Raw genomic sequence first — 12,444 nt, 5'->3', positions numbered from 1 at the left:
GCGAACACCCGGCACCCGCACCAGACGACCCATCGTGGAGGAGACCATCATGACCACCCCTGAGCTGCAGACCCCCGACGCCGCGGGCGCCAAGGTCGCCGGCGGCGCCCTGCTGATCGACGTCCGCTCGGCCGCGGGCCGGGCCTCGGCGGGCGAGATCCCGGGCGCCACGCTCGCGGACCGCGACAACCTGGACGCGCTGTTCGGGCCGTCCGACAACCCCGCGATCACCCTCGACACTCCCGTCGTGATCGTGTGCGGCTCGATCAACGGCTCCGGCCCGGTCGCGGAGGCGCTCGCGGCCCGCGGCTACACCGACGTCTCGCACGTCGACGGCGGGTTCCCCGCCTGGAAGGAGGCCGGGCTGCCCGCGACGGAGGCCGAGCCGAGCGCGGCGCCATGACCGGCTTCGCCACCCGGCAGGTGCACGCGCGCAGCGCGGGACGGGACGACGCCGGGCGCGCCACCGGGGCGCCCGACGCCGCGCCGTCGGCCCGCGTGGTCCCGCGTGCCACGCCCGTCTACCTGACCGCCGGGTTCGAGTTCGAGGAGTGGGAGCAGGCGGCCGGGCACTTCGGCGCCGGCGAGGGCTTCGCCTACACGCGTACCGGCAACCCGACCACGGCCGCCGTCGAGCAGCGGATAGCCGCCCTGGAGGGCGGTTCCGACGCCCTGTTCCTGGCCAGCGGGCAGGCGGCCGTCACGGTCGCCCTGCTCGGCCTGGTCGAGGCCGGGCAGCGCGTGCTCGCCGCGTCCAGCATCTACGAGGGCACGCGCGGTCTGCTCCTGGAGAACCTGCCGCGCCTCGGCATCGAGGCCGACTTCGTGGACGACGCCGCCGACCCGGCCGCCTGGGAGCGCGCGATCCGCCCCGAGACGCGCGTGCTGTTCCTGGAGTCCATCCCGAACGCGCGCAACGACCTGCCCGACCTCGCGGCCGTGGCCGACGTCGCGCACGCCCACGGGTTGGTGCTCGTCGTGGACAACACCCTGGCCACGCCCTACCTGCTGCGGCCCGTCGAGCACGGCGCCGACGTCGTGGTGCACTCCGCCAGCAAGTTCCTCGCGGGGCACGGCTCGGTGCTGGGCGGCGTCGTCGTCGACTCCGGGACGTTCGACGCGCGGGCCTCGGGCGCGCTGTACCCGCACCTGGTCGCGCCCTCGCGCACGGGCGGGCCGAGCGTGGCCGACCGGCACGGCGGCAACGCGCGCCTGGCGTACCTGCGCGAGACCGTGGCGCCGCGGTTCGGCCCCACGCCGTCGCCGCTCAACGCGTTCCTCGTGGGCCAGGGCATCGAGACCCTGTCGCTGCGGGTGGCGCGGCAGAGCGCCGCGGCGCTGGAGGTCGCGCGCTGGCTGGCGTTCCGGCCGGAGGTGGCGTCGGTGGACTACTCGGGGCTCGACTCCAGCCCGTCGCACGCGCTGGCCAAGCGGTACCTGCCGGACGGCCAGGGCTCCGTCTTCACCTTCACGCTGCACGGCGGCGCCCCCGCGGCACGGGCGTTGGTCGAGGCCGTCCAGGTCTTCACGCACATGACCCACATCGGCGACGTGCGCTCGCTCGTGCTGCACCCCGCGAGCACCAGCCACGTGCTGCGCACCCCTGCCGAGCGGGCCGCCGCGGGCATCCACCCGGGCACCCTGCGGCTGTCCGTCGGCATCGAGGACCTGCCCGACCTGATCGCCGACCTCGACCGCGGGCTCGCGTCCGCCCGCGCCGCCGCCGAGGCGGACGCCGGCACCCCCGCGGACGCCGGTACCAGCACCACACGCAAGGAGACACCATGACCCGCCAGCAGCACCTCGGCTGGTTCCTGGCCCGCGGCTTCGGGCCGCACGGCTGGGGCCACGACTACCTGGACTGGAACTACGACTGGACCCGGCCCGACCTCTACGTGGAGTCCGCCCGCGCCCTGGAGCAGGCGGGCGTCGACCTGCTGATCATCGAGGACGCTCCGTCGCTCGGCAGCCCCGAGACCATCGACCTGCGCGTGCGGCAGGCGTTCGGCGGTCCCAAGCACGACCCGCTGCTGCTGGCCCCGTACCTGTTCGCGGCGACGCAGCACCTCGGTATCGTGCCGACGGTCAACCCGGCCGCCGTGCTGCCCTACACCGGGGCGCGGCAGCTCGCGACGCTCCAGCACCTGTCGGGCGGGCGGTTCGGGCTCAACCTGGTGACCGACACGGGCAGCGCGCGCCACTTCTCGGACGCGCCGCCGCTCGGGCACGACGCCGCGTACGACCGCGCGGAGGAGTGGCTCGACGGCGTCCGCTCGCTGTGGCGGTCCTGGGACGACGGTGCGCTGATCGCCGACCCGGGCGCCGTCGGGCCCGGCGGCGCCCGGACCGGGGGCCGGTACGCCGACGGGCGCCTGCTGCGCCCGGTGCGGCACCGGGGCGAGCACTACGCGTTCGACGGCCCGCTCAACGCGCTGCCGTTCGCCGACGGCGCGGACGGCGAGCCCGTGATCGTCTCTCCGGGCGGCTCGGGCCGGGGGCTGGCGTTCGCCGGCGCGAACAGCGACGTCCAACTCGCGCTCGCGCCCCTGACGGAGCGCAGCGTGCGCGACTACCGGGCCAGGGTGCACACCGCGGCCCGCGCGTCGGGCCGCGCGCTGGAGCACGTCAAGGTGCTGTTCGCTGTTCGGCCCGTGCTGGTCTCCAGCCCGCAGGAGGCCGACCGGCTGGTGGCGGCGTCGGCGAACCCGGACGACGGCACGCTGCTGCGCATCGCCGAGCAGCAGTCGAGCGACCTGGAGACCGACCTGACGGCGTTCGACCTGGACAAGCCGCTGCCCACGGGCCTGTTCGGCGACCACGTCTCGCACGGGTCCATCAGGCGTCTGGTGGGCGACCACGACCTCGCCACCACGCCGCTGCGCGTGCTGCTCGGCGGGCTCGCCCGCCTGGGCCGCATCGCCGACCGCTCCGGCTGGGTGGGTACGGCCGGCGAGCTCGCCGACCTCATCGAGGAGCTGGGGGAGTGGGGCAACGACGGCGTGCTGCTGTGGGGCGACCTGCATCCTGTCACCGTGCACCGCACGCTCGACGAGCTGGTCCCGATCCTGCGGCGCCGCGGCATCCTGCGCACCGAGTGGGCCGACGGCGGCCTGCGCGCCAACCTGCGGGCGTTCTGACGGGCGCCCTCGCCGCACGGAAGGAGCACCTCTTGCCGGTGATCGTCTCCGACCCGACCTGGGTCGCCACTACCTGGGACGACCCGCGCGCCGCCGCGCTGCGCGAGGCCATGACCGACGACCTCGCCCCGCGCTACGCGGACCTGCGCGAGCAGCGCGCGCGGCTGTTCGCGCCGGCCGAGCCGGGCGGGCTGAGCACCGTGCCGACGTCGGACGAGGTGCTGGTGACCTGGATCGCCCTGGATCGCGTGGAGGCGGTGGCGACCGGATCGCTGCGCCGGCTGGGCGGCACCGCCCTCCACCCCGAGGTGACCCATGAGGTCAAGCGCATGTTCGTGCGGCCCACGCACCGCCGCCGAGGGCTGGCGGCGGGCGTGCTGGCCGCCGTCGAGCGGTCCGCGCTGGACCGGGGGATCGAGGTGCTGCGCCTGCAGACCGGCGTGCGGCAGCCCGAGGCCGTGGCGCTGTACGAGCGCGAGGGCTGGACTCGGATCGACCCGTACCCGCCGTACCCGGCGGAGTCGAGCATCTGCTTCGAGAAGAGGCTGTGACCTGACCCGTCGGAGCCGGGCGCCGCACTGCCTGCTGCGCGATACCGTCTGCACGTGAACCCCCAAGGATGGCGGCGCATCGTGGCGTGGCTCGTCGACTGGCTCTGCTTCCTGGTGTGGCTCGTGCTGCTCGCGGCGATCGGCGTCCCGCTCTACCTCTCCGGTGTGACGGGCGGATGGTCCGCCCTGACCACGAACGTGGTCTCGGCGCTCGTCACGGCGGTACCGCTGACGATCTTCCTGGCCGTCCTCGAGTCGGGTGCCCGGCAGGCGACCGTCGGCAAGCGCGTGCTGGGGCTCAAGGTGGTGGGCGCCCGGGACGGCGGGCGGCTCACGTTCGCGTCGGCGCTGCTCCGGAACGCGCTCAAGGTCGCGGTGCCCTGGACGATCGGCCACGCCGCGGCGATCGGCCTCGTCGGGGCGACGGCGGTCGGGCCGGGGCTCATGATCGTCACCGCGGCGGCCTACGTGCTGCCGGTCGTCTACGTCGTGACCCTGTTCGTCGGGGCGGGGCGCACGCCGTACGACCGCGCCGGGGGAGCCGAGGTCGTGCGCGTCTGACACCTGATCCCGCGGGCACCGGGGAGCGGGCCAGCATGTGAGATCTCCCGGCCGATCCCTTGGCAGGGCGGCGCACGCACCTATGTTCGGCGCACCACGGCCCGAACAGGGCCGCCCGACGCCGCGAGGAGCAGCCCATGACGACCGACGGTTCTCTCACCGCACCACAGGACCCTGCCGGAAGAGGGGCGCCCATCGTCGCCGTCGCCCTCGACGGCGCCGGCTGGCACCCCGCGGCGTGGCGCGAGCCCGGCGCGCGCCCCGAGGCCCTGACCGACGCCGCCTACTGGGTGGGCCTGACCCAGCTCGCCGAGGCCGGGCTCGTCGACCTCGTGACGTTCGAGGACAGCTTCGGCATCCCCGTCGGCCCCTGGGACGACCCGGCCGCCGACCGGACCGACCGGGTGCGCGTGCGGCTGGACGCCGAGCTCGTCGCGGCGCGCGTGGCCCCCGCGACCCGGCACGTCGGGCTCGTCCCCGTGGTCACGGTGACGCACACCGAGCCGTTCCACGTCGCCAAGGCGCTGGCCACCCTCGACCACACCAGCCAGGGCCGGGCCGGCTGGCAGGTGCGCGCCTCGCCGTCGGGCACGGAGGCCCGGCTGACCGGCCGCCGCGACCTGCCGGAGATCACCGCGGAGGACTACGCGGCGGGCCGCGCCGACGAGCAGGTCGCCGAGCTCTTCGCCGAGGCGGCCGCCGTGGCCGAGACGGTCCGCGCCCTCTGGGACTCCTGGGAGGACGACGCCGAGATCCGCGACGTCGCCACGCGCCGCTTCATCGACCGCGACAAGGTGCACCGCGTCGACGTGGAGACGCGGTGGTTCTCCGTGCGCGGCCCGTCCATCACGCCGCGCCCGCCGCAGGGGCAGCCGGTCGTCACCGCGCTCGCGCACGCGACGGTGCCGTACGAGCTGGCGGCCCGCGTGGCCGACGTCGTCTTCGTGACGCCGCAGGACGACGCGACGGCGGCCTCGATCCTGGCCGAGGTGCGTGCCGCCGAGGCCCGCGTGGGCCGGACCGGCGAGCCGCTGCGCGTGGTGGCCGACCTGGCCGTGGTGCTGGACACGAACGGGCGGGCGGCGGCCGAGCGGCTGGCGCGCCTGGACGCCCGGGCCGGCCAGGCCGAGCGGGGCTGGGTCACCGACGCCCGCGTGCTCGCGGGCTCCGCGGCCGACGTCGCCGACGTGGTCGAGGCCTGGACGGGCCTCGGCTACGACGGCGTGCGCCTGCGCCCGGCGGTGCTGCCCGACGACCTGGACGCCCTGGTCACGGACGTGCTGCCCGAGCTGCGGCGGCGGGGCCTGGCGCGCACCGCCTACGACGCCGGCTCGCTGCGGGGGCTGCTGCGCCTGCCGACCGAGGTCCCCAACCGCTTCGCCGCCGTCTGACCGGTGCGTAGCACCGCGAACCCCCAGCCCGAGACCTGAGAGCGAGCAGACCATGAGCACACCCACCGGCAAGCCCCGCAAGCAGATCATCCTCGGCGCCTACCTGGGCGGCGTGAACCACCACACCCTGTGGCACCTCCCGGAGTCGGGCAGCCAGATCGACTTCTCGACCTTCGAGCGCACGGCCCGCACCGCCGAGCGCGGCCGGTTCGACTTCTTCTTCCTCGCCGAGGGCCTGGCGCTGCGCGAGCGCGACGGGCAGGTCTTCGACCAGGACATCGTGGGTCGGCCCGACACGTTCACCGTGCTGGCCTCGATCGCCGCCGTGACCGAGCACCTGGGCCTGGCCGCGACGATCAACGCCACCTTCAACGAGCCGTACGAGCTGGCGCGGCAGATCGCGTCGCTCGACCACCTCTCGGGCGGGCGCGCGGCCTGGAACGTCGTGACGAGCTTCGACGCGTTCACCGGCGGCAACTTCCGCCGCGGCGGGTTCCTGGACCGTTCGCAGCGGTACGAGCGCGCCGCGGAGACCATCGAGGTGGTGCGGTCGCTGTGGGACTCGTGGGCGGCCGACGACCTCGTGATCGACAAGGAGGCGGGCGTCTTCTCCCGGTCGGGGGCCGGCTCGTTCGCCCACACCGGGGAGCAGTTCGACGTGGGCGGCTGGTTCGGCGTCCCGCGCTCGCCGCAGGGCCACCCGGTGATCCTGCAGGCCGGGGTCTCGCCCCAGGGTCGGGACTTCGCGGCGGCCAGCTCGGACGCGATCTTCTCGCCGTACGGCCGGTTCGACGAGGCCCGGGACTACTACCAGGACGTCAAGGCGCGGGCCGCCGGGTTCGGGCGCGACCCGAACCACCTGAAGATCCTGCCGAGCGCGTCGTTCGTGCTGGGGGCGACCGAGGCCGAGGCGCAGGAGAAGGCCCGCTGGGTGCGCGAGGAGCAGGTCACGGGCCGCACGGCCCAGATCCTGCTGGAGCAGATCTGGAACCGCGACCTGTCGGCCTACGACCCGGACGGTCCGCTGCCCGACGTCGAGCCCGCGCTCGACGCGCCGTCGTTCATCGCGGGCCGTGCCCTGACGCACGCCGACCGGCCCGCGACCGTGGCGCGCCTGCGCGCCCAGGCCGAGGCCAACGGCTGGTCGCTGCGGCAGACCGTGATCGAGGAGTTCACGCGCGGCTCGTTCGTCGGCACCCCGACGCAGGTGGCGGACGCGCTCGACGACTTCGTGCAGAACGACGGGTCGGACGGGTTCGTGATCGGCTCGCACCTGGTGCCGACCGGGCTGGACGAGCTCGTGGACGACGTCGTGCCGCTGCTGCAGGAGCGCGGCTCGCTGCGCACGGAGTACGAGGGCACCACGCTGCGCGACAACCTGGGCCTGCCGGCGGCGGCCCGTGCCAGGGCCACGGTGGAGGCGGCCCGGGCCTGAGCGTCAGACGCCCCAGCACGTGTCAGACGTACAGGTCACCCGAGTGACCTGTACGTCTGACACGTGATCGGCGTCCTACGCCGCGCCGACGGCGCTCGCCCGGCGGGTGAGCGGGGCGCGCAGGCCCAGGTGCTCGCGCAGCGTGGTCCCCGTGTACGACGTCGGGTAGGCGCCCCGCTCCTGCAGCTCGGGGACCACCCGGTCGACGATGTCGTCGAGGCCCGACGGCACGATCCACGGGCTGATGTTGAACCCGTCGACGGCGCCGGTGCGCACCCAGCGGATCAGGTCCTCGGCCACGGCGGCCGGCGTGCCCTGGAACCCGCGCTCGCTGCTGTTGCGCACCACCAGCTCGCGGATCGACAGGTGCTCGGCCTGCGCCAGCGCCCGCCACCGCGCCGCGATCTCCCGGGTCCGCGCGCCCGTGGTGGCCGACCCGCGCTCGCCGCCCAGCTCCTCGACCACCGGGTCGTGCGCGGGCAGCGGGCCGTCCGGGTCGTAGCCGGACAGGTCCTCGCCCCAGATGTTGCCCACGATCGAGAGCGCCGTGGCCGGGGTGACCTGGTTCCAGCGGACCCAGCGGGCCTTCTCCTCGGCGTCGGCGGGCGTGTCGCCCACGATGACGCCGGTGCCCGGGAAGATCTTGACGTCGTCCTCGGGGCGGCCCGCTGCCACGGCCCGGCGGCGGATGTCGGCGGCGAACTCCAGCGCCTCGGCCAGCACGGAGCCGTGGCGCGAGAAGATCACGTCCGCGTTGGCCGCCGCGAAGTCCCGGCCCTGCGGCGAGTCGCCCGCCTGGAAGATGATCGGGTGCCCCTGCGGGCTGCGCGGCGTGGTGGGGTCGAGCTCGACGTCGAACAGCGCGCTGTGCTCGGAGACGTGCGCCACCGCGCCGCTGAACGCGTCGCTGCCGCCCGTGTCCGGGAAGGCGTCCCAGATCTGGCGGGCTACGTCGAGCTGGCCCTGCGCCCGCTCGTAGCGCAGTGCGTGGTCGAGGTACCCGCCGCGGCGGAAGTTGGCCCCGGTCCAGGCGTTGTCGGTGGTCACGACGTTCCACGCGGCACGGCCCCCGGACAGCACGTCCAGGCTCTGCAGGCGCCGCGCCAGGTCGGCCGGGTCGTTGTACGTGGTGTTCTGGGTGGCGACCAGGCCGATGTGCGTCGTGATCGCGGCCAGCGCGGCGAGCTGCGTGATCGCGTCCGGGCGGCCCACCACGTCGAGGTCGTGCAGGGCGCCGCGCGACTCGCGCAGCCGCAGGCCCTCACCGAGGAAGAACGCGTCGAACAGCCCGCGCTCCGCCGTGCGGATCACGCGCTCGAAGGTGGCGAAGTCGGTCTGCGACCCGGACTCCGGGTCGGACCAGATCGTGGTGTGGTTGACGCCCTGGAAGAAGACGCCGAAGTGCACCTGGGCGTCGGGGCGGGTCACGGGGAGGTCGGTCGCGGGCAGGTCGGTCATGGCGGGCTCCTCAGGCGTTCGGCGCGTCGGCGAGGACACGCGTGTCGTAGCGGTTGGCGGGGCGCGGCAGCCCGAGGGACTCGCGCAGCGTGGCACCGGGGCGCGGCACCGCGGTGAGGCGGGCGGCGCGCAGGGCGGGCAGGATGTCGCGCGCGAGCACGGGCAGGTCGACGTCGAGCACGGCGGGCAGCAGCCGCACGCCGTCGACCGGCCGGCGTCCGTCCGGACCCGGGGTGGCGAGCTCGGTGAGCAGGGCGACCAGCCCGGCGGCGTCGCCTGCCCAGCGCAGGGCGCGCGTGTCCCAGGGTGAGCGGACGCCGACGGGCGTGCTGGCGTCCAGCACCGCGAGCCGGTCCGCGCCGGTGCGGCCGCCGGCGTCGAGCACCACCTCGAGGTCGACGCCGACGAGCGGTGAGTGCTCGCGTGCGGCCTCCGCGTTGCCGCGGGCCGCGCCCACGCCCGCGCCGCCGACCAGCGTGACGTCGACGAGCGGCTCCGCCCCGCCGGGACGGCCACCGTCGCCGGTGCCGTCGAGCGCCGGCGGCACGTCGCCGTCGGCGGCCAGCACCACGAGCTGCCCCTGGGGCGGCCGGGGCGTGATGAGCGGGCCCTTGACCGAGAAGGTCTCGCCCTCGAAGTCGACGTGGTGGATGCGGTCGCGGTCGACGTACCGGCCGGTGGCGACGTCGCGGATCACGGCGTCGTCCTCCCACGAGTCCCACAGGTCCCGGACCACCCGCACGACGTCGCGCGCCTCGCGGGTCACGTCGCCCACCACGGGGCGGCCGTAGGCGTCGGCCGTCGCGGCGTCCCGGGTCACCCCCGGGATCCAGCCGGCGCGCCCGGCCGCCGCGATGTCCAGCGACGCGAGCTGCGCCGCGACGTGGAAGGGCTCCGGGTAGGTGGTCGGCACCTGCGGCACCAGGCCGATCGCCGTCGTCGTGCGGGACACGAAGGCGGCGCGGGTGACGGACTCCAGCCGGGCCGACGCCGGCGAACCGGGTACCGCCGGGAGCAGCGCGTCCGTGAAGGAGACGAAGGTGAGGCCGGCGTTCTCGGCCTGCCGGACCGTGCGGGCCAGCCGGGCGCCGGACACGAGGTCGGCGCCCGCGAGGCGCGCGACGGCGGCGGCCGCCGGGTGCGCGCCCGCGCCGTCGGCGTCGAGGCCGACGAAGAAGGACGAAGGGGGCTGTGAAGCGGACAAGAGATCCTCCGATGTCGTCGCGGCGCACCCCCGCGGACTGCCGCGGACGCCGACCGCGCGCAACATAGCCCCGGCCCCGCCCGACGCAATGGCCGGACCGGATCGTCTCGCCATCCGGTCGCTGCGACCCTCCGGCCGCCACCCGGCCGCCCGGACGGCGTGGTTGACCACAGCGGTTGCTGCCAGAGAGGCGCGCTCTCTGGCAGCAACCGCTGTGCTCAACACCCGGGGGTGTTCCGCCGACGGTCAGCCGACGCGGCCCGGGCCGCCCGTCAGGGTGCCCGGGAGGAGGTCGCGGAGCTCCTGCTCCTCCTCCGGGGTGGGGACCCAGCGGGTCGCCAGGAGGTTCTCGTCGAGCTGCTCCGGGACCGTGATGCCGGTGATCACGCTGGTCACCGTGGGCTGCGCCAGGAGCCAGCCCAGGGCGAGCGCGCTCGGCGTCACGCCCCGGTCCGCGGCGAACCGCTCGAACTTCTCCAGCGCGTCCCACGGCGCCTCGCCGAGCAGGTACGTCTTGAGGTTGGTGATCTTGGCGCCCTCCGGCGCGTTGTCCCGCGAGTACTTGCCGGTCAGCAGCCCGTTCTGGAGCGGGAAGTACGGCAGGAACCCGAGGCCGAAGTGCTCCAGGGCGCCGATCAGCTCCTCCTCGGGCTTGCGCCACAGCAGGCTGTACTCGTCGGTCGTGGAGACGAACCGGCCGTAGCCGCGCGCCGCGGCCACGTGGTCGGCGTCGGCGAGCTGCCAGGCCTTGAAGTTGGACGCGCCCACGTACCGCACCTTGCCGTCGCGCACCAGGGTGTCGAGCGCGGAGAGGGTCTCCTCGATCGGCGTGAACGGGTCCGGGAAGTGGATCTGGTACAGGTCGATGTAGTCGGTGCCGAGCCGGCGCAGGCTGTCCTCGACCGCCGCCAGGACGTACTTGCGCGCCCCCGTGCGGCCGTACGAGGGCCCGCGGTCCGCCGCCAGCGAGCGGCCGAACTTGGTGCCGATCACCACCTGGTCGCGCCGCCCGGCCAGCGCCGTGCCGAACAGCTCCTCGGACAGGCCGGTGCGGTCGCCATAGCCCTCGGCGATGTCGAAGTAGGTCACGCCCAGGTCGATGGCGCGGTCCACGATCCGGTTGACCTGCTCCTGCCCGACGGCGCGCATGCCGCTGCGGCCGAAGGTGCTGGCGCCCACGCCGAGCTCGGACAGGACCAGGCCGGAGCTGCCGAGCGCGCGGTACCCGGCGGGGAGCGTCATGCTCGGGCCTCCTGCGCCGCGAACTGGTTGGGCGGCACCGGCAGCCCGAAGTGGCCGCGGAACGTGTCCGCCTCGTACTCGGTGCGGAACACGCCCTTGTCCTGCAGGATCGGCACCACCTGCCCGGTGAACCGCTCGAGCTGGTCGAGCATGGCCGGCGACTGGATGTTGAAGCCGTCGGCGGCGCCCTGCTCGAACCACTCGATGAGCGTGCCCGCGACGTCGTCGGCGGTGCCGATCGCGAGCGGGAAGCCGCCCCCGATGGAGTTGTGCAGCAGGTCCCGGCCCCGCACGGTGCCCGCCTCGACGGTGCGGCCCGTGCGGTCGGCGATGGTGCGCAGCAGCTTCTGCCCGACGTCGTTCAGCTCCGCGGCGAGCGAGGGCGTCAGTGCGCCGTCGAGCCCCAGCGGACGCAGGTCGGCGCCCGTGCGCTCCCCGATGGAGCGCAGGCTGCGCGCGCCCTTCGGCAGGGGTGCGCGGCCCCGCTGGGCGGCCTGGAACGCCTCGCCCGTGTAGTAGTCGTCGGGCTGGTCCCCGGCCACGGGGTCGTCGTCGACCGGGAGACCCGCGTTCAGGCGGTCGAAGAGGTCGATCGCCTCCTCGCGCGTGTCGCCGATGACGGGCGTGATGCCCGGCAGGAAGAAGATCGGCTCCTCCCGGCCGCGCAGGCGCAGGGCCCGCGCGCGGACGTCGGCGTTGAACTCCGCCGAGACCTCCCGGGTGGGCGGGCCGGTGAAGTTGATGTCGCAGTACTGCGCCGTCAGCTCGCGCGACAGCTCGGAGCCGCCCGCGTACAGCAGCGGCACGTGGCCCTGCGGCGGGCGCAGCATCGGCAGCGTGCCCGCCACGGAGAAGAACTCGCCCTGGTGCTCCAGGCGGTGGATCTTGCTCGGGTCGAGGTACTGCCCCGACTCCTTGTCCTGGAGGTAGGCGCCGTCCTCGACGCTGTCCCAGAGCTTGCGGATGACGTCGATGAACTCGGCCGCGCGGCGGTACCGGCTCTCGCCGCCCAGGTCGGGCAGGCTGAAGTTCTTGGCGGCGAGGTCGTTCGCGCCGAGCACCACGTTCCAGGCCAGGCGGCCGCCGCTGAGGTGGTCCAGCGAGGCGGTCAGCCGGGCCAGGATGTACGGCTCGTAGAAGGTCGGGTGGGCGGTCACGGCGAGCCCGATCTTCGACGACTGCAGCGCGAGCTGCGACGCCAGGGTGAACGGCTCGAGCCGCCCGGCGTTGTGGGTGGTCCCGTAGTGCTCGCGGTAGACGTCGCCCGGGAGGGTGTCGCCGAGGAAGAAGAAGTCGAACTTCGCGTCCTCGACCAGCTTGAGCACCTGCGCGGGGTAGGCGAGGCCGAAGGGGTCGGGCGTGGCCGACTCCGCCAGCCGCCAGCCGCCCCAGTGGGTCCCGTTCAGCCAGTACATGTATCCGAGGTGCAGCTGGCGCTGTGCCGGCTCGCCCATGGCGGTTTCCT

At 74.7% G+C, this 12,444-nt stretch carries 11 protein-coding genes; 7 read left to right on the top strand and 4 right to left on the bottom strand.

What is annotated here, in order from left to right:
* The first annotated feature begins 49 nt into the window (after window positions 1–49).
* The 7 genes from AB0I29_RS19305 (at window position 50) to AB0I29_RS19275 (ending at window position 7,075) form a co-directional block, all read left to right on the top strand.
* Complete coding sequence (locus AB0I29_RS19305; RefSeq protein WP_357484485.1) at window positions 50–403, top strand: rhodanese-like domain-containing protein; 354 nt, start codon at window positions 50–52, stop codon at window positions 401–403.
* Entirely contained in the window at window positions 400–1,788 is a 1,389-nt protein-coding gene (locus tag AB0I29_RS19300; protein ID WP_357484482.1) for an aminotransferase class I/II-fold pyridoxal phosphate-dependent enzyme, read from the top strand. Before AB0I29_RS19305 ends, AB0I29_RS19300 begins: the two co-directional genes overlap by 4 nt.
* On the top strand, window positions 1,785–3,137 hold the full coding sequence (locus tag AB0I29_RS19295) for an LLM class flavin-dependent oxidoreductase (RefSeq protein ID WP_357484479.1): 1,353 nt from the start codon (window positions 1,785–1,787) through the stop codon (window positions 3,135–3,137). Before AB0I29_RS19300 ends, AB0I29_RS19295 begins: the two co-directional genes overlap by 4 nt.
* A gap of 38 nt (window positions 3,138–3,175) precedes the next feature.
* The gene (locus AB0I29_RS19290) at window positions 3,176–3,688 is read left to right on the top strand and encodes a GNAT family N-acetyltransferase (RefSeq protein WP_357484647.1); all 513 of its coding nucleotides are present in this window, start codon (window positions 3,176–3,178) and stop codon (window positions 3,686–3,688) included.
* Between the two features lie 54 nt (window positions 3,689–3,742).
* Entirely contained in the window at window positions 3,743–4,249 is a 507-nt protein-coding gene (locus tag AB0I29_RS19285) for an RDD family protein (RefSeq protein WP_285101566.1), read from the top strand.
* A 137-nt stretch (window positions 4,250–4,386) separates the two neighbouring features.
* On the top strand, window positions 4,387–5,640 hold the full coding sequence (locus AB0I29_RS19280) for an LLM class flavin-dependent oxidoreductase (protein ID WP_357484475.1): 1,254 nt from the start codon (window positions 4,387–4,389) through the stop codon (window positions 5,638–5,640).
* A 52-nt stretch (window positions 5,641–5,692) separates the two neighbouring features.
* Entirely contained in the window at window positions 5,693–7,075 is a 1,383-nt protein-coding gene (locus AB0I29_RS19275) for an NtaA/DmoA family FMN-dependent monooxygenase (protein WP_357484472.1), read from the top strand.
* Window positions 7,076–7,150: 75 nt separating this feature from the next.
* Here AB0I29_RS19275 and AB0I29_RS19270 read toward each other — a convergent pair whose 3' ends face one another.
* The 4 genes from AB0I29_RS19270 to AB0I29_RS19255 all read right to left on the bottom strand — a co-directional run bounded on the left by AB0I29_RS19270 (window position 7,151) and on the right by AB0I29_RS19255 (window position 12,433).
* Window positions 7,151–8,533, bottom strand: a complete 1,383-nt coding sequence (locus AB0I29_RS19270; RefSeq protein WP_357484469.1) for an NtaA/DmoA family FMN-dependent monooxygenase — start codon at window positions 8,531–8,533, stop codon at window positions 7,151–7,153.
* Window positions 8,534–8,543: 10 nt separating this feature from the next.
* A complete protein-coding gene (locus tag AB0I29_RS19265; RefSeq protein WP_357484466.1) occupies window positions 8,544–9,737 on the bottom strand; it encodes an LLM class flavin-dependent oxidoreductase in 1,194 nt (397 codons plus the stop codon).
* Window positions 9,738–9,983: 246 nt separating this feature from the next.
* On the bottom strand, window positions 9,984–10,979 hold the full coding sequence (locus AB0I29_RS19260; RefSeq protein ID WP_357484463.1) for an aldo/keto reductase: 996 nt from the start codon (window positions 10,977–10,979) through the stop codon (window positions 9,984–9,986).
* Window positions 10,976–12,433 carry an LLM class flavin-dependent oxidoreductase gene (locus AB0I29_RS19255; protein WP_357484459.1) on the bottom strand — a complete coding sequence of 486 codons (1,458 nt, stop codon included), beginning with the start codon at window positions 12,431–12,433 and terminating at the stop codon, window positions 10,976–10,978. Before AB0I29_RS19255 ends, AB0I29_RS19260 begins: the two co-directional genes overlap by 4 nt.
* Window positions 12,434–12,444: the final 11 nt, after the last annotated feature.

Origin of the sequence: Promicromonospora sp. NPDC050262 (assembly GCF_040655935.1) — a bacterium.
In the GTDB taxonomy this organism is placed as follows: Bacteria; Actinomycetota; Actinomycetes; order Actinomycetales; family Cellulomonadaceae; genus Promicromonospora.
Note: the sequence above shows the minus strand (reverse complement) of the source record. Positions and strands in the feature narration are given on the sequence as shown.